The following is a 25,849-nucleotide window of genomic DNA, read 5'->3' as shown; positions in this document are numbered from 1 at the left end:
CCAATGAGGTAGACGAATCCGGCGCCAAAGCGGTAGGTCTTCGGTATGCGCAGCTCAGGGTCATCGTTGGTAAACCTGATATGGATCAAGTCCCTATCGCGCCGTCGCAGGGGCTTCTCTGAGTTCGTGTTATGCTGAAAACGTCAGATAACGCTGGCCGTATAAATGAAAAGAATGACAAGGTGAAGCTGAGATGAGCGCAAAAGCAACGATCATGATGGTGGACGACCACCCCCTGTTTCGCAAAGGCATCCGCCAGTTGATCGAAATGGAGGATGAGCTGGACATCGTCGCCGAAGCCAAAAACGGCGAGGAAGGGCTGGCCAAGGCGAAGGAACTGGAGCCTGATCTGATTCTGCTGGACCTCAACATGCAGGGCATGGACGGGTTGGATACCTTACGCGCCATTCGCGCCGCCGGCGTGGACTCGCGCATCATCATGCTGACAGTGTCCGATAACGAAGCCGATGTGGTGAACTGTTTCCGCGCCGGCGCTGATGGTTATCTGCTGAAGGACATGGAGCCGGAAGACATCCTGGAGAAAATCAAACAAGTGACGTTGGGTAAAATGGCGATCAGCGAGCGCTTGACGGAAATTCTCGCCTCAGCCCTGCGCAAACCTGTGGAAGCCGCCGATCCTTCCGCAACCCTGACCAGCCGTGAATATGAGATCCTCACCCGCATCGCGCAGGGACACAGCAACAAAGTTATCGCCCGCGATCTGAATATTTCCGACGGCACTGTGAAAGTCCACGTTAAGCACATTCTCAAGAAGATGGGCATGCGCTCCCGAGTCGAAGCGGCGGTATGGCTGGTGAATCGCAAGGCGTGACATTGCGGGCGCGCCACTCGTTTGAGTGATGTTCGCCCTTGGTTAATCGAAGACAATTTTCCTTCCAACAACAATAAATCATCAGGAAGGAAATCCATGAATCATTACAACTGGCGCGCTGCGATTGCCGCCGCCATCCTGCCGCCGTTATTGGGCGGATGCCTGGAAAAACAAACCCTGGTCGCCATTCCCGATGCGGAAAATATTCTGTTTACGGCGGACGGCCAATTACTGGTGACCGGGGGCAAAGGCATATACCGCATCGACACCCACACGGACGCCAATGGCGAGGTCGTTTACGTCCCCACGGAGCTTTCGCCCCCACAACTGGACAGCTGCAATTACACCGGTATGGCGCAACATGGCGACTGGGTGCTGACGTCCTGTGTGGAGACGCGCTGGCTGGTCATTCGCAACAATCACCTGCTGGCCGCCAATCTGAGTCGACCGGACTATCGCTTCGAATTCGTGACACGCAGGGATGATACACGGGACCCATTCGATGCGTTGGCGATCCCCAATGGCGTGGCCTTCGCCCCGGATGGCGCATTGCTGGTGGCGGATGAAAATTTCTTCGCCACTTCCGGCCTGACACGCATTACACTGGCGTTTCCTGAAGCCGGTTCCGCCGGAACGCCGCAAATCACCGGTTTCCAGCGGGACTGGATCGCGGGAGAGCACGGCCTCGGCTCCCCCAATGGCGTCAGAGTGGTCGGTGATCAACTATTCATCAGCGATGGCGACAGCGTGAAGCGTTTCCAGTTTGACGCCGACGGTTCCATACCCGCTCTGGTCACTGACCGCGACGGCAACTATCAAACTAATCTGGGCGTCACTCTCTGGCGGGAGCCCGGCGCGATCGTGGATGACATCATGCCTTATTGCGGCGGCGTCGCCTTGACCAGCTTTCTCAGCGGGCGCTTGCATTATGTCGCTTCATACACCGATCCCGCGACGGGACGCGAATACTTTCCAGAACTTTACGCCACACCCTGGTTCGCCTTCGAAAATCCCAGCTCGTTGGCGATCGGCCAAGGCCCTTTGTTTGACGGCGAAGATTTGTTGATCACGGAGAAAGGCGTCTTATTCGAAGGCAAGTCGAGCTACGGCAATAAACTGACCCGTGCGCCTCTGTCCCTGAATCTGCACGATCCCGACGCCTGCCTGCTGATACAGGAAGAGGCCAGAGAAAAACTGATCCAGCAGGGTGTGATATTAGAGTCGTAAAGGCACAGGTTAGAAGTAAAAACAGCGGAGCCATGCGGGTCCGCTGCTAATATCGAATGGGGTTATACGTCGACCGTCGGCGCCGCTACGGCCGCCTTTTTACGACGGCTTTCCGCCTCTACGAAAATGCGCTTGCACTCAGGGAAGGAGGATTTGATCTGTTCGTCGAGGCCGGCGATGCGGGTTTCAATCTCGCCGGCGGAAATGCTGTCTTTGAAATCCACCGAGATATTCACCAGTACGAAGTCAGGCCCCATGTGCATGGTCAGCACTTCGTTGACATGTTCCACGCCCGGAATAGCCTGGGTCATTTCACGAATGCCTTTCACCACCTTCTTGTTGGCGCTTTCACCGATCAACAGCCCTTTGGTCTCCACCGCCAGCCACAGCGCCGTCAGGCCAAGAATACAGCCAATGATGACCGAGGCGACGCCATCGTAAACCGGATTGCCGGTGACCTGTCCCAGCACAATGCCCCCCAACGCCACCACAAGGCCGAGCATGGCGGCGGCGTCTTCAAACAGCACGACAAACATGGAGGGGTCTTTGCCCCGTTGCACCGCTTCCACGTATCCCATCTGCCCTTTGGCGTTGCGGAACTCCTTGATCGCCATGACGAAAGCAAAGCCTTCAAAAAGAATCGCCAAAGACAGCACGATATAGTTGACCACCGGGTTTTCCACCACCTGCGGATGCAGGATGTGCTCAATGCCTTCGTAGATGGAGATGCCCGCGCCCAGGGCGAAAATCAGGATCGCCACAATAAAGGACCAGAAGTAAATTTCCTTACCGTGTCCGAAGGGGAAATCTTCTGATGCGGGGCGCTGGGAGCGCTTCATTCCGTGCAACAACAACACCTGATTACCGGTGTCCACCACGGAGTGAACGCCTTCGGAAAACATCGCCGAGCTGCCGGTGAAGGCCGCCGCCGCAAACTTAGTGAGCGCGACCATTGCGTTGCCGACCAAGGCCGCATAAATCACTTTTTTAGAACCTGACGCCATGCGTACGGGTCTCCTTTTCTTTATCTGTCAGTATTGAGTTATCTAACTGTGCTTACTTGTTAAGCCACATGGATGTTGCAAATTTTCATGCGTCACACGCAATGAGAGCCGACCAATGTTTGAGCGACTCTCTCTGGTATTTCTTGTATGGATTAGGAAAGCGACATAACGGATGAGTTTCCCGCTTTCTCATGAAGCATGGAATTCTAAGGAAATTTGCCGCCTGACAATAGGCCTAATTTGCCCGACGGAAGCATCTTCTTCAGGCGGCGGAGGAAGGACGCTCCGGCTGCGCCTTGCGCTGGGCGATCGGCAGTTTGATGATGAACGTCGATCCTACCCCGGTCCGGCTTTCCACTTTAATGTCGCCGCGATGCTTATTGACGATGATGTCATAGGAAATATTCAGCCCCAACCCAGTGCCCTTGCCTACTGGTTTGGTGGTGAAAAACGGATCGAAGATCTTGCAGACGATATCCTGGGGAATGCCGCAGCCGGTATCCGACACTTCCGCATACACCCATTCCGAATCGCTGTGGGTGCGAATGCGCACCTTGCCGTGCCGTTGCGTTTCCTTAATGGCGTGGCTGGCGTTGACCAGAATATTGGAGACTACCTGATTGATCTGTCCCTGGTTGCCGCAGGTCAGCTCAGTGTTCTGCAAATCGGTTTCCACGTCACAGTCATATTTCAGCTCGTTCCACACCAGTTTGAGCGTGCTGGTGATGACGTCGTTGATATTGAAGTCCAGGTGAACGTCGCCCTGATCCACACGGGAATAGTTCTTCAGGTTTTCGACGATTTCCTGCACCCGACGGCTGCCCTCCAGGCAATCTTGCAGGAGTTCAGGTAAATCCTCTTTTAGAAAGTCGTAGTCGATCTCGTCCTTCACCCGATCCAGTTCCGCCGCCACTTCTATCGGCACACGGTCATAGTGCGCCTCCACCACCTGAAACAGTTTTTCGAAGTCTGAATAGTACTCTTTCAGCCGGTTGATATTGCTGGCGACATAGCCGATGGGGTTGTTGATTTCATGGGCGACGCCCGCCGCCAGCTGCCCCAGAGACGCCAGCTTTTCCTGCTGCACCATTTGCGACTGGGTCACCTGCAACGACTCCAGCGACTCCTGCAAACTGGCGTTGGCGCGTTTCAATTCCCAGGTGCGCTCCTGAATGCGGTTCTCCAGTTCTTCATTCAATTTGCTCACATGTTGCGAACGTTGCGACAGCTCCGACGCCACTACGGTAAACGCCTGCATGACCTGGGCGAAGGCGCGGATAAAATCCCCCATCTCATCTTCCCGGTGGGTGTCGACACCACTTTGCTGCAGCAGCTTTCCCAGGTCAGGCAGAGCATTCTCGTTATGATCGCCCTGCTCCATCTCGCAACGGTACTTATCCAGGCTGCCGCCCAAGTTCACGGCCAGTTGATGCATGCCTAAAAACGGCCGGCTGAACCAGTGGCTGAAAATGTAGAAAAGCGCCAATAAGTAGAGGAATAGAAAACCCAGTAAAGCCAGCACAAAGCTGGCGGTTTGTTCTTCCAGTTTGGCTTGCACGGGACTGTCGCTGAAATACAGATAGGCGCGGCCGATGACCGAGTTTTCCCAGACCACTTCCCGCTCCTGACGAAATACGTAGCGACTGCGTTCCGGCTCCAGCACATCCAGGCTGGGAGAGCGCTGCCGTACTTCTTCGATGCCGCCGATATTGCCGGTAAAGAAGCTGCCGCCGTTCTGAACGGCGTCATACACCTCAAAGATGACAGCGCTGACAATGGGATCTTTGGACAGGGATTTGGCGAACTGATTGCTTTTGCTCAGGTCGAAATCCCACATGTTCTGGGCGTTCGCCTGCACGGCGATTTCCATGAGGTAGTCGGCGCGGGCGTAGAAATCTTCGTACACCTGTTCCTTCAGGCTGGACAGCGTGTAAAAGGCGAAGCCTCCGTAAAACAGCAGCAACGCCCCGGCGATCGCGACCATCAAGCGCCGGGTGAGTCTTAATCTGCGAAAATAGCCCGCCTTCAACAATATATCCATGCCCTAATTATCCATACGACGTTTACTTCTCCCTCATCATGAGGATGTCGCGCGGCCGGGTTTTTCCTGGCGCTCCCTTGCGGGGTCGCCTTATGCTGTGGAGCGCTTAGGGGCTCCGAATTTTTCGACGTCAGAGTTCGTCGAAGTCCTCATCCACCAGATCGATGCTGCCGTCTTCATTCCAGCTCACCTGGGTAATGCCCGGCGTCGCGGCCTCCAGCCGCTGTAGTTCTTCCAGCTGTTTCTTCAGCGCGCCTTCCTGTTTCCGCACCAGATCCAGCAGGCGGCGGTTCTCCCGCACCAAAGCGTTATGCTCCAGGGCGTTCTCCAGGGTCATTAACAGATCCTCGTCGGACCAGGGCTTGGAGATAAACCGATAAATTTCCGCATCGTTGATAGCCGAGGTAACGCCATCAATATCCGCTTGTCCGCTCAACAGGATGCGCAACGCATCCGGGCGTATTTCTTTGAGTGCGTTGAGCAACTCCACGCCATTGATTTCCGGCATCCGATAGTCGGAAATGACCAGATCAACGGGCTCTTTCTTCAGTGCGTCGATAGCCTCATAAGGGTCGTTGAAGGTGAGCACCTTCCAGGGCTTCTTGCGTAATATCCGCTGCATGGCGCGCAGCACGTTTTCTTCGTCATCGATTATCGCCAATGTAGTCATATAGACTCCCGCCTATCTTTTCATTACGAACACACTGAGTTTGCGGTTTTCCAACTTCTCCAACGACAGCATTTTTTCGATGATTTTCTCCGTCAGCACATGGCCTTTGGCGATGAGCAGAATGCCATTGGTGTTTTTCAAGTCCCGGGATAACCGCATGCCGGGAACCAGCGCTCCCACGCCGAGCTTATCTTCGTGAGGCAACACATCGTCGCCGGTATAACTGTCCACCAGCGGCGCCAGCAGTTTCACCACCTGGGCATCGTAACGCTTGCCGGCGTTGTCTTGGATCAGTTTGAAGGCGTCGTCCTTGGTCATGGCGTCGGTGCGCATCAGCCCGCTCTGCAGCCCCACAAAGTCGCGCACGGCGCGGATGATGCGCGAGCCCATGGGAATGGCGTCGCCTTTCAACCTGTCAGGAAAACCGCTGCCATCCATGTATTCCGTATGATGGCGGATAAAGCGGGAGGTCGGCTCCAGCTCCGCAATCGCCGTCAGCGCCATTTCGCCCAGCAGAGGGTAACGTTGATACTCCACCGCATCCTGTCGGGTCAGTTTGGCTTCCGCCCGACTCAACACATCGTCAGACAGACTGAGCTTGCCCACCTCATGCAGCAAGCCGGCGTAGTAGATATGTTTGACGTCCGCCTCCGGCAGCGCCATGGCTTCCGCGATGGTTTTCGACAAGTCCGCCACGCTCTGTGAATGGCCCTTGATCAAATAACCGCGACTGGTGATAAAGGTGGAGAACACCCTGACGAAATCGTCATAGCTGTCTTTCAGTTGCTGGTACGCCAGCTCCAGCATGTCCGCAGTCTGGCGCACTTCCTCGGTGCGCGCGGCGACCATTTTTTCCAGATCCTTGTTGAACTTCTGCAGCTCCCGGTTCTGTTGCTGGGTGACATTAAGCAGGCGTTTTTTCTCCCGCTCCAGACGCCTTATGCGCAAGCCCTCGTGAATCACTTCAATCAGGTTTTCATCATCCCAGGGCTTGCTGATGTAGCGATAGATGCCGCCTTCATTAAGCGCGGTCACCGTGGCGGAAATATCCGAGTGGCCGGTCAGCAGCATACGCACTGTCAGGGGCCAGCGCGCCTTCACCTGAGACAGAAACTGAGCGCCGTCCATATTCGGCATGCGCATGTCGGAGATCACCAGATCGACCCGCTGCGACTCAAGAATTTTCAGCCCATCCGCCCCGCTCTCCGCAAACAGACACTTAAAATCCTGTTTGCGCAGTAAACGCTGAATGGAAGAGAGGATCGGCTTCTCGTCGTCGACAAACAGCACATAATCAACGTCCGCATCAGAGGCCGCGGGTGAGGCGGAATCCGGCGAAGCCAGGTCTTGCGTCATTGCTCCTCTCCCTGTTTAGGTTGCTTAACGGGCAGATAAACGTAAAACGTCGTGCCTTTCCCCAGTTCGCTCTCCACTTCCAGGCGGCCATGGTGTTTGTTGACGATGCCGTAGGACAGCGCCAGCCCCAGTCCGGTGCCCTGTCCCACCGGCTTGGTGGTGAAGAAAGGGTCATAGAGCTTGGACAGATTTTCTTTGGCGATGCCGCTGCCGTTGTCCGCCACGGATACGCAGATGAAGCCGTCCTCCACCACTTTGGTGGATACTCTGATAACGCCGTTGTGCTCGATCGCATGACCGGCGTTGACCACCAGATTCAATATCACCTGGCCAATCTGCGACTCCACCATCTCGATCTTGGGCAAATCGCCAAAGTCCTTGATAACTTCCGCCTTGTATTTGATCTCGTTGTGAACAATGTTGAGCGTCTTGTTGATGTACTGGTTCAGGTCGCCCAGCTCGAATTGACCGGTATCCGGCCGCGAGAAATCCTTCAGGGATTGAATGATCTGCTTGACCCGATAGATGCCCTCGTTGGACTCTTTCATCAGATCGGTGACGTCGCCCCGGATGTATTCCGTTTCGTATTTCTCCTCCAGTTCCTTGAAGATGGCCTTCACTTCCGCTTTGTCGCCGCCGAGACGTTCTTCGATTTCATCCAGCAGCTCAAACAATGTGCTGATGTATTCATTCAGGGTGGTCAGGTTGGAACTGACATAGCCGATGGGGTTATTGATCTCATGCGCCACCCCGGCCGCCAGTTGCCCGATGGAGGCGAGTTTCTCCGACTGCAGCAGTTGCGCCCGGGTATCCTGCAGCTGACTGATCAGTTTCTCCTGTTGCTGCCGCTCCAGCACCAGTTGCTGGTTGCTCTTCTCCAATTCCGCCAGCAGCGCGTTTTTCTCAAAGCCGCTATACGCCTGGCTGACCATCTGCGAGATATACATTTCATCCGCCAGGGAAAACACCGGTTTGCCTTTGCTCTTGGCGAGATACAAAGTGCCTTTGCACACGCCGTCGCCGGTCTGAATAGGAAAGATATTCAACTGGTCGATTTCGTGGCAACTGCCCGGCGGCTGGCACTTTTCAGACAGGTCGCCCAGACACAGCGATTTTTCCGACTCCAGAATCGACTCGTCGCCCAGAGCGGCGGCGATGCTTTTCAACTTGGCCAGCGTCAGCCCCTTCTCCAGCCATTTCGACGGCTCGCCCCGTTGTCCCCGCAGCTCCAGGGCGGAACCGCTGGCGCCGGTGACAATCTCCAGACGCACCAGTAACTCGCGGAAAAACTCGTCGTCTTCGTTCTCCACTCCTTTGATCCATTCCAGGGTCTCCGCCCATACGACCTGGAACAGCATCAGTTTCTGTAAATCAGTCAGTTGGTATTGCAGGACTTCATTACGCCGGGTCAATCCCAAGGTGGTCATCGCCCAACTCAGTTTGCTGTCCAGTCTCTCGGACAGTTTGAAGCGCTCATCCGCGCACACGGCAATGCCGCTGGAGGCGCTCTCGCTCAGTTTGATCTTGATATGCCAGCCGTGCAGGGTCTTGCCGTTGGCCAGGGGCAGCTCAAACTCGGTCCAGGCGTTGGGCTCCGAGGTTTCCACCCTTTCGCGCAGGGTGCTGATCGCCTCATCTCCCCATTTGAAACGGAATGAAATAACCGAGCTTTGCAGGTGTTGCGCAATATACTGACTTTGCGGGTCCAGCCACATCCAGCTTACCGAAACGCCTTCGTCTTCAGCGAACAGCGCTTCCAGCAACTCACTGATATTGCCCTGGTTACCGCCAGCGTCATGAACAACCTTATAAAGCAACATTCCGTTTATCCTATCTAACAGGGGCTCAGGAGCCGTTTTTCTTGCCTTTGGGAATAAATTCCGACGCCAACTCCTTGAACAACTTCAAACCGTTGAGGGTCATGGCGGGAACCTCTGAGATATCCACGCCGCTCGCTTCCACTTTGCAGGGAGCGATGCAATGCAACTGCACCCCGGCGATACAATTGCCGACAATACTGGTGGCCAGTACATCTCCCAGACTGACCGCCAACGCCATGGGCGTATTGATTTCACTGCCGGCGTTCAACACCTGCACAATTTCCTGGGGGAACGACCAGCACTCCAGGACGATGCCGGACAGCGCCCGATGATCTTTGCCAAGAATGCTGCGCTCCGACGACACCAGATGCTTTTTCTCCTGGCGGGCGACTTTTACGCATTCGGTAATTTCGTCGCCGTAAAAATAGTCCATCAGCACCACGCCCAGATTGTTGAACAGGCCGGCGGTGAAGGCGGTCAGAAAGTCGATGCCCTGACGCCGGGATAACTCCTGGGAGATACAGGCGGTCATCAGGCTGTGCCGCCAGATTTGCGTGTAGTCGAGCTGGGTATCCTGTCGGGGCCCGTTAAAACGGGAGAGCACCACCAGGGTGTAAATCAGATTGCGAATGGTATTGGCGCCAAGAATGACGCAGGCCATGTCCACGTCCTTCACTTCCTTGGTGAAGCCGTAGAACGAACTGTTGGCGAGTTGCAGAATACGGGCCGCCAGCACAGGGTCGGCCAATACTTTTTTACCGATAATGCCCAGGTCGCTAATGCCGTCATCCATCATTTTGATGATGGCTTCAATTTCCGGATTGGGCGATGAAAGCTCGGAAAGCTTGGTTTTGATCTCCTCCACATTCCAGGTCATATCCTTCTCTCCTGATTAAATCCGCAAGGCGCTGCTCATCCTTCCTCGGACAACATCGCCATGACGGTGCCTGAAACGTTGAAATTTCCGCTGAAACGTTTGATCAATAGATGCGTGGACTGGCCGCCTATCGCCGCCGCCACTTGCACGACCTCCCCTACTGACGATTTCACCGCCTCCATGTAGCTGTGAAATACATTTTCCGGAAACACCTGCATCACGAACATACCGACCTGCAGCCCCTCTCCCAGCAGACCGCGGGCGGCGGCGTTCACTTCGACGATCATGCCGTCATCGGAGACGCCGACGATGGCGACGGGTAAATGCTCAAGAATTTCCTGGGAAGCGCGCAGCGAGCGAACATTCAGTATCAACTCCAGGTTTTGCTCTTCCACTTTCTGTTCCAACTGACGATTCAACTCCTTGAGCTGCTCGTTCAGGCGGGCGTTTTTACTTTTCAGTTCATGAATGGAAAACGCCTCGCGGATATGCTGCAGCAGCTTTTCGTCTTCCCAGGGTTTGAGCAGAAACTTGTAGACGGCGCCGTCGTTGATGGCGGAGGTGATGCTTTCCAGCTCGGTATAGCCGCTCATGATCAGCCGGATGGTGTCTGGATAGCGGGACTTCACTTCCTTGAACATTTCCGACCCGGTCATGCCCGGCATACGCTGATCCGACAGAATCACCGCCACCGGTTCCTTCGCAAGTATGTCGAGGCCTTCCTGCGCGGAGTTGGCGGTTAAGATCCGGTATCCTTCGCGACGAAACAGGCGCGTGAGGGACCTGAGAATATTAACTTCATCATCCACCAGTAATAGGGCGTCGGGGAGCTGATCTGTTTCCACTAACAGTCTCTTTGATTCCTTCCAAACTCTCTCCACATAGTGTAGTAGCGATATGCTGTTGCGCAAACGTCAGCCAGGGGCTTCACGCTGAAAACGAAACTTCATCGACGCGATACTGAAGGGGATGATTGCAGAAGAATGGCGTGGGATGGGATCAGATTTTAGGCGGGCGGATTTTCTCCAGAACATGGCTGCGCATGCCGCGCGCCACTTTCAGTAATTCGTCGCGCGCCAGTTCCCGGTCAATGCCCTGCTCCACCAGAAACTCCAGGAAGTCGCCGAAGCGTTTGCGGCGTCTGAGACCGGCCTCGGACAGGTCGCGACGATTATTGAACACGTCCATCAAGGTGGAGCCGCAGGCGCAATTGCGAAACACCTCGACGATCATGGAGCCGTCATCGTCCTCGGACTCTTTCAGGCCGCTGCGGGTGTTGCGGATGTTTTCCGTTTCAGACAGGAATTGTTCTGCTGTCTCATAGACGCGACCACAAGTGTTGCAGCGCTTTGGGAAGGCAGACTCCGCCACTGCGCGAAGCCCCTTGAACAGTTCCCTATAAAATTCTTTCTCTTCCATTTCGGCCCCAGGCGAACAGAGACCGAACAAGCAGAGTTGTCCGGCGCGTTGCTCTACACTGCCTCAAGCTACGCCGAAGCAGTTTCGGCGTTTATCCCTTCCCCACGCACTGACCTCATGTCCCGTCGAGGGCGCGTCTGGATTTCAGGCGGCAGCCGTTTACAGTGTAGTTTTTAATCCGCGCCGGAGCCATCTATCACTTGCCGAAGATCTCCTCTTTGGGTCGTGGCGAGTTGCTGAGACCGCGCACCGGCGGCGGTTCAAGCCCCGCCTCCTCCTGCTCGCGACGGCGGAATCTACGCCGCCAAATTGAGCGCAACCTGGCGCCGGTTTTCTCACCAATCACCAACAGACAAGGCGTAATCAACAAAGTCAGGAAAGTGGCGAAAGTCAGGCCGCCTGCGATGGCGCTGGACAGCTCCGTCCACCACTGGGTGGAGGGTCCGCCAACGCCCAGAGACGGCGTCATCAGGTCCACATTCACCCCCAGCACCATGGGCATCAGCCCCAGCACCGTGGTCACCGCCGTCAGCAACACCGGCCGCAGACGCACTTTCCCGGTTTCCAGCGCAGCCTCGTAGGGCGACGCGCCGGATGCGCGCATCTGATTGTAGGTGTCGATCAGGATGATATTGTTGTTCACCACAATACCCGCCAGAGCAATCAGCCCCAGCCCCACCATGACGATGCCGAACGGCCGACCGGTAATCATTAACCCCAGCAACACGCCTGCGGTGGAGAATACGATAGCCGACAACACCAGCGCCGCCTGATAGATGCTGTTGAACTGCACCACCAGAATCAGCGCCATCAGCATAATGGCGATGAGGAAAGCCTGCGCCAGGAAGACCATGGTTTCACGCTGGTCTTCGTCTTCCCCGGCGAATTTCACCATGACATCATCCAGCGGACGTTTGGCCAGAGATTCCTTCAATGCAGTAATGCGCTCGTCCGCCTGCACGCCTTCCGCCACGTCCGCTTCCACCGTCAATGAACGCTCTCCGTCCACCCGATGCAGGGTGCCGGTTTTCGGCGCGGGAATCAGGCGGGTGAAGTTGGAGACCGGCACCGGCCCCATGGCGGTGCTCACCATCTGACCGCTCAAAGCGTCCAGAGTGCGTCGCTCCAGCGGCGCGCGCAGGCGGATATCCACTTCTTCCTCCGCATCGTCGGGACGATAGTCCGCCAGTTTCAGCCCCGTGGTCACCAACTGCACCACGTTGCCGACGGTGGCCACATCCACGCCATAGCGCGCGGCTTTTTCGCGATCCACTTCGATACGCCATTCGATGCCGGGCAGCGGGCGATTGTCAGAGATGTCAATAAAGCCGCCCAACTCCAGCAGACGCTCATGCAGTTGTCCCACCGCTTCCTCCACTTCCTCAGTGGAGCCGGAGAGACGCACCTTGACCGGTTTGCCTTGCGCCGGGCCGTCTTCCTGCTTGCGGAACTCCAGCTTCAGCGGCAAATCCTGAGCGCGGAGGCGCATGTCTTCCAATATGCGATTGGCGGGACGGCGTTCGTGCCAGTCGATCAACTGAAAACGGATGACGCCGATGACGTCTTCCGCCATATCCCCGTCCGCCATGGCGAAGGAGCGCGCATACAGCGCCCGCACTTCCGGCATGCCGGACAGACGTTGCTCCACGCTCTGCAACATGGTGTCTTTTTCGTACACCGACAGGTCGCCTCTGGCGTGCACCAGCACCTGAGCGGAGTCAGGCTCCACTTCCGGGAAGAATTCAACGCCGTAGTTGTAGCGGCCGTACGCGACATAGGTCAGCGTCAGCAACGCCAGGAACATCAGCAGCGTTTTCCCGGGCGCCGCCAATAATCGCGCCAGCGCCGCGGCGTACCAGTGCGTGAAGCGACTGGGCCCATTGGAAGCGTTGACCGGCGCCTTGGAGCGCCCGAAGACGCCGCCCAGCACCGGCATGAAAATCAGCGCCATCAGCAACGAAGAAATAAGGCAGACAATCACCGTCGCCGGCAGATATTTCATGAACTCGCCCACCATGCCCGGCCAGAACAGCAACGGCATGAACACCGCCAACGTCGTGGCGGTGGAGGCGATAACCGGCCACGCCATACGATAGGCCGCCTGCGCATACGCCTCTTTGCGCGACATGCCGTTTTCCAGATTACGGTCGGACAGTTCCGCCACTACGATGGCGCCGTCCACCAGCATGCCCGCCACCAGAATAAGACTGAACAGCACCACGATATTGAGCGTAAAGCCCAGCGCCTGGATCACCAGCAAACTGGCCAGGAAGGCGCCGGGAATGGTCAGCCCCACCAGCAACGCCGGGCGCATGCCCATAGCGGCGATCATAACGATCAACACCAGCACCACCGCAAACAGCACGTTATTGAGCAGGTCGCGCAACATCTCGCGAATCTGCTTGGATTCGTCAGTGATGTAGGTCACCTTGAGACTGGAAGGCCAGCGCTCTTCCGCGATCTTGACCACCGCCTTCACCGTCTCAATGGTTTCGATGATATTGGCGCCGGCGCGCTTGGATATTTCCAGCACCACGGCGGGTTTGCCGTCCACTCTGGCGAAGCCGCCCGGATCTTTGAAAGTGCGCTGCACCGTGGCGACGTCGCCAAACGTAATGACGCGGCCCTCATGAATTTTGATCGGCATGCCCAACAGGTCAGGCAGGTTTTCAATCACCCCCGGCACCTTGATCACCATGCGACCCGCGCCAGTGTCGATATTGCCTGCGGCCACCAGACGGTTGTTATTGGAGATCAGGGAGAACAACTGCGCATAGTCGATGCCGTAACGCTCCAGCACCTGCATATCCGCCACCAGCTCCAGCAAATCCTCACGGTCGCCGCCAATTTCTACTTTCAGTACCTCAGGAATGCCTTCGATATGCCGTTTCAGTTCCCGGGCGATGCGCACCAGCTGATCTTCAGCGAAAGGTCCGGACAGACTCAGGTTGAGCACCGGAAACTGCGACACGTTGATTTCCACAACGCGGGGCTCATCGCTCTCCACCGGCAGCTTGGCTTTGGCGGTATCCACTTTTTCGCGCACATCGGTCAGCGCCTGATCCGGATCGAAACCGGCCAGGAACTCCAGGGTCACTGAGGCGTAGCCTTCCGCCGCCACCGAACGCATTTCCTTCAGCCCTTCCAGAGAGCGCAGCTCCTGCTCCAGAGGACGGGCCAACAGGCGCTCCGCATCTTCCGGCGCGATGCCTTCATGGGATACGGAGACATAGATTATGGGAATAGTGATGTCAGGATTGGATTCTTTGGGCATGGTCATAAACGCCCAATAACCGCCAAGCCATAACATCAGCAATACAATCACGCTCGCTCGCGAGCGATCCATCGTCGCACGTATGAGCTTATCCATCAGTTCACCGCTTGTTTCATCGCCAGACTGGCGCTATCCGCATCCGGCTCTTCATCTTTGTCTTGATCGTGTTTGAGCAACTCTTCTTCTGGCGTCGCGTCGACCTTTTCACCCAGTTTGGCGTAACCGCGCCCCATGGTGATGAGCTTGACGGTTTCCGGCAGTCCGCTGACCCAGAGTTCCGTGTTGCTGGCGCGAATGCGCTCAACCGGGGTGCGGGCGATGCGCTGGTCCGCATCCAGATATTCCACACTGAGGCGGCCTTTTTCATCCAGGCTCAACAAAGCGGCGGAAATACGGTGGGCCATGACATCGCCGACGTCGATGTTCAAGGTGGCGGTGGAGCCGGCCACACGCAGACGCTGCGGGTTATCCAGCTCCGCTTCCACGGTAAAGGAGCGGGTGTTGGCGTCCGCCTGGGCGGCGATAAATGACACTCTGCCAGTCAGGGTTTCACCGTTCAGCAAGTGCGCCGTCACCGGCTGACCAATGCTGATCAGCCCAACCTGTTGCTGGGGCGCCTGCCCTATCAGCTTCAATTTGTGATCATCGATAAGACGCACCAGAGTAACGCCTTCCTGCACAGTCTGCCCCAGCTCCACCATCCGGTCTTCGATCACGCCAGCAAACGGCGCGTGAATACGCGTGTGCTTCAGGTCCTGCTCCAGTCTGGCGACAGCGGCTTCCGCGCCGGCCAGGGCGGCCTGCTTCGACTTGAGTTCAGTTTCCGCCTGCAGACCTCTTTGCATCAGGGATTTGGCGGCTTTCAATTCACTGCGCGCCACATCCACCTGCGCTTTGGCCTGGGCCATTTGCGCCGGCAGATCTTCTTCGCTGAGGGTCAACAAAAGGTCGCCCTGATTCACGCGACTACCGCGTTCCGCAGCGACTTTTTCAACCGTGGAGCCCAGACGGGATTGCAGATTCACCTGGCGCCAGACATCAATCTGGCCCTGAATCTCCAATGCTTTCTTGATCGTTTCAGCCTGCGCCACTTTATAAGCCACTTTAGTCGGCGCGGCCTTCTCTTGCTTCGCCGCTTCAGGCGCTTCGGTCTGAGCAGTCTGCACAGGCCCCGCCATCAGCCAGACAGCTAATGCGACGATAATTCCGAATGAAATCCAATAGGTGGGTATGCGCGTGCGCATTAGTGTCTTCTCCATTTCTTGACTCGTGCGGCGCAGAAATACGGCGGACGGGCGCGCCGCGGTGAGACAGCCGGAGAGGCGGCTCTGCGCTTAATATTTTATAAATGCAAAACAAGGGCTTAACCTTAGCCCTGCAACGTACTACAGTTTCAGTTTCACCGCGGTCGCTGTAAATCTGAATACGACGTTTTGATTAATTGCATGGCCCGTATACGGGTTTTCGGGAGCAACGCCCGCGCCGGTCAGCCTGGCAGTCGTGAACTGACAACGCGCCACCGGGACTAGTCGTTTGCGCCGACTCACACTTTAAATCGATAAAGGAAAATTTGGAAGTTAACGATGATAACTTATATATATTGGATTTTCGTCCTCGCCCTCACCGGGGGAACGCTTTACCTGCTTGGCATAAAACTTAAACAGTGGATACCCGCCGCGGTAGTCAGTGGCGTTATTCTGGTTGTCTGCGCTTCCTTCTATTATTTCTATCTGCAGCAAATGTTCGTGAAGCGCTGGGGCGGCACCATGAGCCTGTCTGTCCCCGAAGGCATGCAGCATGTCGCCGCCACCTGGAAAGACGACAATATGTGGATTGAGAATTACGACCCCAAAACCAACACCTGTTATTTTCAGGAATATTCCCGTGGCGCGATGCTGGAAGGCAAAGTGGTCATCAAGAATTGCAATCCGGTTCCTCGCTGAGCAGCCGCGCCCACGCCGAACTGCTACCTATCCTATCTATCCAAACAGAAAGCCCGACATTGCATCGGGCTTTCTTTCATTCATTTGTTCAATCGTTCAATCGTTCAATCGTTCAATCGTTCAATCGTTCAATCGCAGCCTAATTAACCGAAAAGGCCGCTTCAGCCAATATATTGCCTTCCGGTCCGGTCACTTTGACCGTCCACTGCCCCAGCATATGCCGATCAATAAATTTACTGGAGGAAGCGCGCATGGGCGAACGATGCGGCCGAATTCTTATGCGCGCCACCCGCTTATCGCCGCGATACCATTCGTGATAAAGCGTCTGTCCGGTCATATCCGTCATTTCCGTAAACAGATAGATGCGCAGCAGGCCTTCGTCGTTCATGACAATGCTATTGCGGAGCGCGTTGGTCGGCTCGCTATCGTCCAGTTCCTGGGTCAATTGCGCGCGACTGATGGCGTCCGAAAAGATTTTCACCGGCTCGCCGCCGCTGGAGACCGTTTCCAGATGTCTGCGCCTGGTGGGATCGACAGACTCTTCTTCTGCGTCTTGCGCGACTTCGACTTGCTCAACGTCCTCAAGCGTGTCTATTTCAGGCGCGGTCTCCGGGGCAAGCGTCGTGTCGGCAGAGTTGCTCTCTTCTTGTACTTGCAGCGGCGCTTCCAGCTCTGAGGCCGTTGGCAATGCGCTGGCGGCGGCTGGCTCGGCCATGACGACGCGCTCTTCAAGCTTGCTTTCCGGTGCGACAGGGTCCGGCGCTACGACTGGCTCCGCCGTGGTCTCTGGCGCGACGTTTACGATAACAGGCTCATCTATCGGAATTTCTACACGGCCATAAACACTTTCTTCACGCCCTTCTTCGGCGGCCAAAGAGACTGACGTCGACTCAGCCGCTTGCTCAGGCTGTTCGCCCGTTATAGACGGAGGTTCGTTCTGTGCAACGGGACCTGTCTGTGCAACGTCCAACGGCGTGGCGAACGCCCAGCGATATACGCCCCAAAACGCCCCGATAAACAGCGCGAATGCTACGCAGCCAGCGGCGATGATGCGATTCCAATGGTAAACCGTAACGGTTTGCGGCGGCTTGGCGGACGCATCCGCCAACGACTCCGCATTTTTGACTCGGATGACTAATTTTTGCGACATGTAAGGGTCCGACCTAAGGTTGTGTTCTTTTTTAATATAGCCACAGGCGGTTGATTATTTTGCGCTCGGATTCTACTCCCCAGCCACCGAATTTGACACTACTGTCACCTACGATCGGCGAGCTTTCGATCTAACCTATCCCTTTTTTAATGATTGATACGCAGCGACCGCTTATTGTCGATAAAACGTCCACACATACGACCTAGTCTCTCGACCTCAATACAGGGAATTTGCCATGACTAATGCAAGTCCGCCGGCATGGGCTTTGTAAAAGTTATTTAACAGTTTACAACCCGTAATCAGACCGAGGCGCTTTTTTTGAGGGGCGTCACACTCCGGCTTTGTCGCTTTACATATGGTTACGATGGTTACAAAATCTGACTATAGCAACCTGAGGCCAGCTTCTACACTGGGAGGCTTAAGAAGAGGCCCGCAATAGGTTACCGGATGGAACCTGGACACAGAGATGCAGATACATGCGAAAACATGGTGAGTTTTGGAACGTACTACCTATCTCGTTGCTTATGCTGGGAAGCGTCGCAACCATCCACTTGGCTTCGCTGTATTACTTTGAGGGCGAAAGCCTGTCCTGGCCGATTCTGACCACCCTCAGCATTGCTGTTATCTTCGCGTTTTTATCCCTGATTCAAATCCGCCTCAATCGTCAGCTCTCCGCCAAGGTCAGAGCATTGCATGAGCGTGACTTCAAGTTAAAAAAGCTGAGCAGCGCGGTCACTAACAGCGGCTGTTCAATCATCATCACAGACCGTCTTGGCCGCATCGAATTCGTCAACAACAAGTTCGTCAATGTCACCGGCTATGGTCAGGAAGAAGCCCGCGGCCGCTTCCTCGACATCCTCAATCCCAAAGACGTGGAAGAGGAAAAACCGCAGGAGCAGATCTGGGAAAGCGAGATTCTGTACGATGGCTGGGAAGGCGAAGTATTAAGCCGTCGCCGGGACGGCCATGATTTCTGGTGGGCGGTGACGGTCTCCACCGTCTGCGACAGCGACAACACCGTCACCAACTATGTGATCTCCGGGGTGGACGTCAGTGAGCTGAAGGAAGCCAACCGCAAAATGCAGCAAATGGCGTTGTACGACTCCCTCACCGGCCTCGCCAACCGTCGCCTGTTCGTGGACCGTTTGGAACAGGCGGTGAAAGCCGCCCGCCGCGATCGTAAACAAATCGCCCTGCTGTTTCTCGATCTGGACCAGTTCAAGCGCATCAACGACACTCTGGGACATGACGCTGGCGACAGTCTGCTGCAAACCGTGGCGCAACGTCTGAAAAACTGCGTGCGCGCCAAAGACACCGTCGCTCGCTTAGGTGGCGATGAGTTCACCGTGCTATTGACCGATATCGTCGACACGTTTTCCGTCACCCCTGTCGCCACGCAGATCCTGAAAGCGCTCAAGGAGCCCATTAAACTCAAGAAACATGAGGTGATCGTTTCCACCAGCATCGGCGTCACCCTGGCCCCCGCGGACGGCGCCAACGCGGACGTGCTGATGAAGAACGCGGATCTGGCGCTATACCGGGCCAAAGAGCATGGCCGCGACCGTTATCACTTCTATACGGAAGAGCTGAACGCTCATGCTCTCAAACAACTGCTGATGGAGCAGGAGTTGCGCCACGCGCTACAGTTCGAGGAATTCACCCTCGGCTTCCAACCCCAGGTCAATCTGGCCTCCGGCAAAATCGTCTGCGTCGAAGCGCTGATCCGCTGGCACCACCCCAGCAAGGGACTGGTGATGCCGGACAGTTTCATCAGCGTGGCGGAAGAAACCGGCCTCATCAATCCAATTGGCCGCTGGGTGCTGAAAAACGCCTGTATGCAGATGAAAATGCTGCAGGACCTGACCGGCTCCGCCATCAAAATCGCCGTCAACCTGTCCGCGCGTCAGTTCGATGATCCGAAACTGGAGCAAAGCATTGAGGAAGTGCTCAACGAAACCGGCCTGGAGCCGCAATGGCTGGAGCTGGAAGTCACCGAAAGCATGTTGATGGGCGATATTGAAGCCGTCACCGCCAAACTGAAGCGCCTCAAGCAAACTGGGGTCAGTCTGGCTATCGACGACTTCGGTTCCGGATATTCTTCACTCAGCTATCTGAAAAAGCTGCCGGTGAATGCGCTGAAGGTCGACCGGGAGTTCGTGCGCGATATTCCTGAGGACAGCAACGACATGGAAATCACCTCAGCGATTATCGCCGTCGCCCACAAACTGCAATTGAAGGTCGTAGCGGAAGGCGTGGAGACAGCCGATCAGAAAGAATACCTGATCGCCAATCAATGCGATTTCGCCCAGGGTTATCTGTTCAGCAAGCCTCTGTCCTTCGAAGATCTCTACATCTATCTGAACGAGCACAAGCTCAAGCAGACCGCCTGAGCCGTCAATCTCTTCTTCGCTACTCTTCTCTTACCTTCTCTTATTTACTCTTCATGCCCCGAGCGCGCTGGCACTCTGTCTGGCGCGCCAATAAGTCGTCCTGGTTAACGAATCTCGCATGCGGTTCTTCACAGTTTCAGCCTAATCCTTTCGACATAAAACAAAATGTCACCTGGATCACAGGCGCTTTTATGCGATTCGTATAACTTGATTACCAGCAGTTATAAGCATACGTTGCTGACGCCAGGCGGAATACCGACACCGCACGAGCAAGGACAAAACGCTGACAGGTCAAAGCAGTAAAAGAGACGGAAACTAAGAAATCACCCTGCGCGCTTAGCCGCCAGTGAGTCTTTTATTAACATGGCGATGATATTGGCATGTTGATAATCAGGCGCATGGATGCGCCTGTGCGGCGGCCAGCCGCGGGAGACAGGGCCTGACATGTGCAGGACCTGTCGTTGCAGACAAATAGAAGGGAGCTATTTGTCTGCCTGGTTAATAATAGGGATACTTCAATTTATGCAATGGCTGATCCACGGGATGGAGGCAATACTGTTCGGTCTTATTGTCTGCCTGATATACAGTCTGACTGAAGCCATGAAAAAGGACGCGGATGAACACGTCGTCCTCGGCAACCTCAGCGTCAACTCCGTGCGCAAAGATCCGCGCTGTTCCTGCGCGCCCTCCGAATCCATCAAACAACTGCAGATGTTCTGGTCAACCCAGGTGCTGGAAATGCGCCTGAACGGCTTCGCCCCGGATATCCTGCTGCACCCTGCACTGTTCGAACATACTCTGGACTATCTGCAGGGCGCGGCGGATGCAGCCGCGGAGTTTTTTCAGTGCAGCGACCGTCAGCGCCTGCAGATGCAGTGCTATCTCATCGCCAAAGGATTGGGCGCGCCGGGTCATGACGACAACGATCTGGAATTGATTGAGCGGGCGCAGTCTCACCGACACACAGAGATGTACGTCGCTGGCCATTGCGCCGCCGAGCAGTGGCTGTACAGCCAGGAATTTCCCAAAGAGTGCAGTTTGTTCAACAGCATCAACGCCTGGGGATTGGTGGCCTGAGTCAGCACAGTTCCCATTGGGAAGGAATCTGTCTGGGGGAGGCGCCTTCGCTTTCCCCGCCGTCAAGTCTGGTCGCGGTGACGCAAGGTTTCCCCCACTCGCCGTTATCCAGGCGTTGCATGGAGTCCAGGTCCACGGACTGCACCAGATAAACGCCGCCTTCGAACTTGATCTTGGTGCGATGGGAAATACCGTAGATGAACCGGCAATAGTCCATCTTCAGTTGCTGCAGTTCTCTTTCCGCTTTAACAATCTTCCGAACCAGAAATTCTCTCAGACTATCTGCATACTGCGTTGTGCTCATCCCCTTGAACTCCCCATAGCGCCGGACTCCCAGGCCCCGGCGGAAACCCTTTGGCGCGCGCGCAAGCGCACGTATTTAAAGAAGATTACAGACAAACCGGCGATTACGCCACCGCGTGCGCGGCCTTCACCACGGTTTGGGTGATCGGCCACGTCGAAACGCATAAATTGGCTTGGCGCGAAGCCGGAAACGCCACTAGAATCGAAACTGCCGGACCGCGCGAGGCGCCGCATTCTTCCTGACGCCAACTCGACCGGAAAGCAGCCGTCCAACAAGAGGAACTCACAGAGTCTATGCCGTCCAATCAAATGGGAGAGTCGTACCTCCAAACCCTGAAATCGCTCTCTGATCGCATCGTGGAGGCGCAAAAGCCGATCCGCATCCTGGACGCCATCAAATGGTCGCCGTCGATCCGTCAGCAGTTTTTTGATTCCGGTTTCAAAAAAGCGCCCCAGGTGGACCTTGAGTACTACCAGAAAAACTGTCCGCTGGGTTTCGATCCCGCCGCAAAAAAAGCCGAGTTCTACGAGATAGAACGCGAGATCAGTAAAAAACTGGGGCAAATGAACCCGGTCACCCAGATCATGCGCCGCGTATGCCGGGAATATCAGATGGTGGTGCGCATGCTGGAAGCGCGGGGCACGCCGGAGTTCAGCTATATCTCCCAGGAACTGTACGGCTCCCCCAGCGACGCGTTCCATGCCGGTGATCCCACTCTGGCGGAGCTAGGGGAAATGATGGAGATGACCCTGTCCAATCTGCTAAAAGACAACTCCATGCAGGAGTCGGAAAAGAATTTACCCGCGCAATATGTGGTGGACGAATTGAACGCCCGCCTGTCCAACTTTTTCGTCGGCGCCGGTATTCGCGTCATGATCTCCGACGGTATCGCCGCAGATGCGGCGGCGGGCACGGATTACATCAAGATCCGCAACGACGCCCTGTTCAATCAACAAGACGTGGATGTACTGGAAGTTCACGAGGGCTGGGTGCATCTCGGCACCACCCTCAACGGCGGCAGCCAGCCCTACTGCACCTTTCTGAGCAAAGGGCCGCCCTCCGCGACGATCACCCAGGAAGGCCTTGCCGTTTTGAGTGAAATTCTTACTCTGCGCTCCGGCCCGACGCGCCTGTTCAAGCTTATCAATCGGGTGCGCGCAGTGACTCTCGCCGAGGACGGAGCCACCTTTAACGATGTGTTTCATTACTTGTGTGAGAAAGGCATCAGCGAGGACGAGAGCTTCACCCTGGCAGCCAGGGTGTTTCGCGGCAGCACTCCCAATCTGGGCCCCTTCGCCAAGGACATCACCTACATCAAGGGCTTTGTGCTGACTTACAACTTCCTGCGTCTGGCCTTCGCCAGGGGCAAGATCGACCGCCTGCCCATGCTGTTCTGCGGCAAGATCGTACTGGATGATTTGGCCAGCTTGCATGATCTGGAGGAGCAAGGCGTCATTACCGCGCCCCGCTATGTGCCACCCTTCTTCCAGGATTTGAAAGGGTTGGCGGCCTGGATGAGCTTCTCCCGCTTTATCGGGCAGCTTAACTTCAACCAGCTGGAAGCTGACTACAAACACCTGTTGTAGTCAGCTCTTCCCGGTTCTCTCGGTCCCGATTTGATCAAACCGGAGTAGCCCGACGGCTACTCCTGCTCTCCCTGCCATTCGATGCGATACAGATCGCGGCGGCGGTCCAGATAGTTACGCACGGAACCTTCGTTCTGCAGTTCCTGCAGCTTGTTCAAATCCAGATCGACGATCAGCGTCATCTCTGTATTCGGGGTGGTTTCCGCCATGATGGCGTCGTGGGGGAATGCGAAGTCTGAGGGCGAAAATACCGCTGACTGGGCGTACTGAATATCCACGCTGTCCACCTGAGGCAGGTTGCCCACCGAACCGGCGATGGCCACGTAGCATTCGTTTTCAATCGCCCGCGCCTGGGCGCAGCGACGTACGCGCAGATAACCATTCTTGGTGTCGGTCCAGAACGGCACCAATAGAATCTCCACCTCCTGATCCGACAGCAGACGCGCCAGTTCCGGGAACTCCACGTCGTAGCAGATCAGGATGCCCACCTTGCCGAAATCCGTGTCGAATACCGTCAGCGCATCGCCGCCCTGCATGGTCCATTCTTTCTTTTCATGGGGGGTGGGATGCAGTTTGTATTGGGATTCAATCCCGCCGTCGCGACGACACATGTAGGCGACGTTATAGAGTTCGCCGTCTTCGATCACCGGCATGCTGCCAGCCACCACGTTGATGTTGTAACTGACCGCCAGGCGGGAAATTTCCTCCAGCATCTTGTCAGTAAAGCCCGCCAGATACTTGATGGCGTCAATGGAATTAGCATGACGCTCCAGCCCCATCAGCGGCGCGTTGAAAAACTCGGGGAACAACGCCACGTCGCACTTGTAGTCCGACAATGCGTCGATAAAGTATTCCACCTGCTGCAGCACCTCTTCCGCACTGCGCATCTGACGCATCTGCCACTGCACGCAACCGACGCGAGCAGTGGTCTTGGCGGCGCCGATCAGTTGCTTGGCGCCGGGCTCATAATTCAGGTTATCCCACTGCAACAGGGTGGCGTAGCCTTTGGACTCTTTGTCCTCCGGCAGGTAACCCGTAATGATTTTTTTCACCATGAAATCATTGGACAGCTGGAACGTCAGAATCGGGTCGTATACCTCTTTACGACTGACCGCTTCGAGGTACTCCTCCGGCGTCATGCTTTTCGCGTAGGACTGATAATTGGGAATGCGCCCCCCTGCCACGATGGCGCGCAGGTTCAGGTTGCGGCACAGCTCTTTGCGACCTTCATACAAACGACGCCCCAGGCGCATGTCGCGGTAGTCCGGATCAACAAACACATCCACGCCATACAGCACATCGCCATTGGGATCGTGGGTGGTAAGATAGGCGTCGCCGGTGACCTCATCATAGGTGTGCTGATCGCCAAATTTGTGATAATCGATGATTACCGAGAAAGCCGCGGCGACCACCTTGCCGTTGTCTTCGATACAGATCTGGCCTTCCGGGAAAGTTTTCAGCTGCGCGCGAAATTTACGTTTGGTCCAGGCGCCGCCCAGGTTGTGATAGACCTTGTCCATCACCTCCTTGATGTCGTTGTAATCGGCCAATAACAGGTGGCGCAGTATCAAGTGATGATCAAGGCTTTCCTCTTTGATTTTGTCGTCTTTCATATCCATTCCCAGTTTTTAGTTATCTCGACTTCCCTGCCTCCGCGACAATGCGCGACTGGATAAAGGGAAGCGCTTTCGATGAAAATTAGCTTTATTTAAACAATCACTTATAAAGTTGTCCAAATATTCAGATTAATATACGTTAAGCTCCCTGCGCACGTCGTCTCATTTTAGTCGCGCTTTTCCAAACCTATACTTATACGTGAAGGCGCTGTGTTTTTGATCAAAACCTGCAACAAATATCGATGATATTTATTCATTCGAATATGCGGAATCTATCGCCATACAAGTGGTCGACGGCGCTTTTAAAATGGCGGATGCAAATTTAATCCGACAGCGATTTCATATCGTGATAATGTCTAAAGGTAGCCGACTTTTTCGTCTATCGTTTTAGTTACACGTTTTTTATAATGAGCGCCTTAGCTCTGTTGAGATTTGCGAGTGTTTTGGGAATTTACGCCCGGTCGGCTCGAACAAGGATCAACAAGGAAGACTGCGAGGTGATACTTTGATCAGGGTGTTAATTGTTGATGACCACGAGCTGGTGCGCGCCGGCTTGTCCAGAATGTTAAAAGATGAAGACGGTATTGAAGTAGTCGCGGAAGCCCGCTCGGGCGAGGAAGCGGTCAGTATTGTCCGCCAGCATCCTATCGATATTATTCTCATGGATATTCGTATGCCCGGTATTGGCGGGCTGGAAGCCATGCGCCGCATTCATCGTATTGATGAAAGCGTAAAAGTGGTGGCGGTCACCGCCTGTGAAGACGACCCGTTTCCTTCACGGGTCATGAAAGCCGGCGCTTCCGCTTACATCACTAAGGGCGCGGATATTACCGAGATGGTCAAAGCCATCCGCGTGGTGCATGCGGGGCAGCGTTACATCAGCCCGGACATCGCTCAGAAAATGGCGTTGCGTCCGTTCGACGCGGAAGAAGGCGACGTGTTCGAAAGTCTGTCCGAGCGGGAAATGCAGATCGCCATGATGATCGTGAATTGCCATAAGGTGCAGGAAATTTCCGACAAACTCTGCCTGAGCCCGAAAACGGTCAACAGCTACCGCTATCGTATTTTCGAGAAACTGAACATCAACAGCGATGTTGAACTCACCCTTCTCGCCATCCGGCATGGTATGCTCGACGCCAATCAGGTCGGCAGCCTGAAAACCTGAACTTAAGGACTCTGGCGATATAAAACGTCGCCAGCCCCGGGCGCCGTTCCGCACTGGCGGAAAACGGCGCATTTGACAGCAATCCGACGGAAAACTCT

General features: G+C 55.5%; 21 protein-coding genes. 8 read left to right on the top strand and 13 right to left on the bottom strand.

Going from position 1 to position 25,849, the window contains the following annotated elements; genetic code table 11:
* The first annotated feature begins 193 nt into the window (after positions 1 to 193).
* Positions 194 to 832, top strand: coding sequence for a two-component system response regulator NarL (narL, locus tag ONV78_RS24515; protein ID WP_216738058.1), 639 nt, complete (start codon positions 194 to 196; stop codon positions 830 to 832).
* A 96-nt stretch (positions 833 to 928) separates the two neighbouring features.
* Positions 929 to 2,059, top strand: a complete 1,131-nt coding sequence (locus tag ONV78_RS24510) for a hypothetical protein (RefSeq protein WP_279507071.1) — start codon at positions 929 to 931, stop codon at positions 2,057 to 2,059.
* Between the two features lie 62 nt (positions 2,060 to 2,121).
* Here the strand turns inward: ONV78_RS24510 and ONV78_RS24505 are convergent, their stop codons facing one another.
* The 10 genes from ONV78_RS24505 to ONV78_RS24460 form a co-directional block, all read right to left on the bottom strand.
* Positions 2,122 to 3,063 (bottom strand): cation diffusion facilitator family transporter, encoded by a 942-nt coding sequence (locus tag ONV78_RS24505; protein ID WP_216738060.1) that lies wholly within the window; start codon positions 3,061 to 3,063, stop codon positions 2,122 to 2,124.
* Positions 3,064 to 3,325: 262 nt separating this feature from the next.
* Entirely contained in the window at positions 3,326 to 5,104 is a 1,779-nt protein-coding gene (locus ONV78_RS24500) for an ATP-binding protein (protein WP_279507070.1), read from the bottom strand.
* Positions 5,105 to 5,234: 130 nt separating this feature from the next.
* Positions 5,235 to 5,774 carry a response regulator gene (locus ONV78_RS24495; RefSeq protein ID WP_279507069.1) on the bottom strand — a complete coding sequence of 180 codons (540 nt, stop codon included), beginning with the start codon at positions 5,772 to 5,774 and terminating at the stop codon, positions 5,235 to 5,237.
* Between the two features lie 12 nt (positions 5,775 to 5,786).
* The gene (locus ONV78_RS24490; protein WP_279507067.1) at positions 5,787 to 7,130 is read right to left on the bottom strand and encodes an HD domain-containing phosphohydrolase; all 1,344 of its coding nucleotides are present in this window, start codon (positions 7,128 to 7,130) and stop codon (positions 5,787 to 5,789) included.
* Positions 7,127 to 8,950 (bottom strand): ATP-binding protein, encoded by a 1,824-nt coding sequence (locus tag ONV78_RS24485; protein WP_279507066.1) that lies wholly within the window; start codon positions 8,948 to 8,950, stop codon positions 7,127 to 7,129. The genes ONV78_RS24490 and ONV78_RS24485 overlap by 4 nt, the downstream gene beginning before the upstream one ends.
* A 25-nt stretch (positions 8,951 to 8,975) precedes the next feature.
* Positions 8,976 to 9,827, bottom strand: a complete 852-nt coding sequence (locus tag ONV78_RS24480) for an HDOD domain-containing protein (RefSeq protein ID WP_216738065.1) — start codon at positions 9,825 to 9,827, stop codon at positions 8,976 to 8,978.
* Between the two features lie 35 nt (positions 9,828 to 9,862).
* The gene (locus ONV78_RS24475) at positions 9,863 to 10,672 is read right to left on the bottom strand and encodes a response regulator (protein ID WP_279507065.1); all 810 of its coding nucleotides are present in this window, start codon (positions 10,670 to 10,672) and stop codon (positions 9,863 to 9,865) included.
* A 154-nt stretch (positions 10,673 to 10,826) separates the two neighbouring features.
* Positions 10,827 to 11,246, bottom strand: coding sequence for an oxidoreductase (locus tag ONV78_RS24470; RefSeq protein ID WP_216738066.1), 420 nt, complete (start codon positions 11,244 to 11,246; stop codon positions 10,827 to 10,829).
* 196 nt (positions 11,247 to 11,442) lie between these two features.
* Positions 11,443 to 14,616: an efflux RND transporter permease subunit gene (locus tag ONV78_RS24465; RefSeq protein ID WP_279507064.1), complete on the bottom strand. Its 3,174-nt coding sequence runs from the start codon at positions 14,614 to 14,616 to the stop codon at positions 11,443 to 11,445.
* Positions 14,616 to 15,764, bottom strand: coding sequence for an efflux RND transporter periplasmic adaptor subunit (locus ONV78_RS24460; protein WP_279507063.1), 1,149 nt, complete (start codon positions 15,762 to 15,764; stop codon positions 14,616 to 14,618). Before ONV78_RS24460 ends, ONV78_RS24465 begins: the two co-directional genes overlap by 1 nt.
* A 339-nt stretch (positions 15,765 to 16,103) precedes the next feature.
* Between ONV78_RS24460 and ONV78_RS24455 the strand changes: the two genes are divergently transcribed.
* Positions 16,104 to 16,463 (top strand): hypothetical protein, encoded by a 360-nt coding sequence (locus ONV78_RS24455; protein WP_127969953.1) that lies wholly within the window; start codon positions 16,104 to 16,106, stop codon positions 16,461 to 16,463.
* Between the two features lie 139 nt (positions 16,464 to 16,602).
* Here ONV78_RS24455 and ONV78_RS24450 read toward each other — a convergent pair whose 3' ends face one another.
* Positions 16,603 to 17,613, bottom strand: a complete 1,011-nt coding sequence (locus ONV78_RS24450) for a DUF2914 domain-containing protein (protein WP_279507062.1) — start codon at positions 17,611 to 17,613, stop codon at positions 16,603 to 16,605.
* A 476-nt stretch (positions 17,614 to 18,089) separates the two neighbouring features.
* On the opposite strand from ONV78_RS24450, the gene ONV78_RS24445 reads away from it, so the two are divergent.
* Together ONV78_RS24445 and ONV78_RS24440 are read left to right on the top strand one after the other, a co-directional pair.
* Positions 18,090 to 20,003 carry an EAL domain-containing protein gene (locus tag ONV78_RS24445; RefSeq protein WP_216738070.1) on the top strand — a complete coding sequence of 638 codons (1,914 nt, stop codon included), beginning with the start codon at positions 18,090 to 18,092 and terminating at the stop codon, positions 20,001 to 20,003.
* A 522-nt stretch (positions 20,004 to 20,525) separates the two neighbouring features.
* On the top strand, positions 20,526 to 21,080 hold the full coding sequence (locus ONV78_RS24440; RefSeq protein WP_279507061.1) for a hypothetical protein: 555 nt from the start codon (positions 20,526 to 20,528) through the stop codon (positions 21,078 to 21,080).
* Between the two features lies 1 nt (position 21,081).
* On the opposite strand, the gene ONV78_RS24435 is transcribed toward ONV78_RS24440, so the two are convergent.
* The gene (locus ONV78_RS24435) at positions 21,082 to 21,384 is read right to left on the bottom strand and encodes a hypothetical protein (RefSeq protein WP_279507060.1); all 303 of its coding nucleotides are present in this window, start codon (positions 21,382 to 21,384) and stop codon (positions 21,082 to 21,084) included.
* A 50-nt stretch (positions 21,385 to 21,434) separates the two neighbouring features.
* Between ONV78_RS24435 and ONV78_RS24430 the strand changes: the two genes are divergently transcribed.
* The gene (locus ONV78_RS24430) at positions 21,435 to 21,626 is read left to right on the top strand and encodes a hypothetical protein (protein WP_279507059.1); all 192 of its coding nucleotides are present in this window, start codon (positions 21,435 to 21,437) and stop codon (positions 21,624 to 21,626) included.
* Between the two features lie 51 nt (positions 21,627 to 21,677).
* Entirely contained in the window at positions 21,678 to 22,970 is a 1,293-nt protein-coding gene (locus ONV78_RS24425) for a flavohemoglobin expression-modulating QEGLA motif protein (protein WP_216738073.1), read from the top strand.
* Between the two features lie 56 nt (positions 22,971 to 23,026).
* On the opposite strand, the gene ONV78_RS24420 is transcribed toward ONV78_RS24425, so the two are convergent.
* Complete coding sequence (locus tag ONV78_RS24420; protein ID WP_127969946.1) at positions 23,027 to 24,583, bottom strand: bifunctional GNAT family N-acetyltransferase/carbon-nitrogen hydrolase family protein; 1,557 nt, start codon at positions 24,581 to 24,583, stop codon at positions 23,027 to 23,029.
* A 508-nt stretch (positions 24,584 to 25,091) separates the two neighbouring features.
* Between ONV78_RS24420 and uvrY the strand changes: the two genes are divergently transcribed.
* The gene (gene uvrY, locus ONV78_RS24415; RefSeq protein WP_011397823.1) at positions 25,092 to 25,751 is read left to right on the top strand and encodes a UvrY/SirA/GacA family response regulator transcription factor; all 660 of its coding nucleotides are present in this window, start codon (positions 25,092 to 25,094) and stop codon (positions 25,749 to 25,751) included.
* The last annotated feature ends 98 nt before the right edge of the window (positions 25,752 to 25,849 follow it).

The organism is Hahella sp. CR1 (assembly GCF_029813005.1).
Classification (GTDB): domain Bacteria; phylum Pseudomonadota; class Gammaproteobacteria; order Pseudomonadales; family Oleiphilaceae; genus Hahella.
Note: the sequence above shows the minus strand (reverse complement) of the source record. Positions and strands in the feature narration are given on the sequence as shown.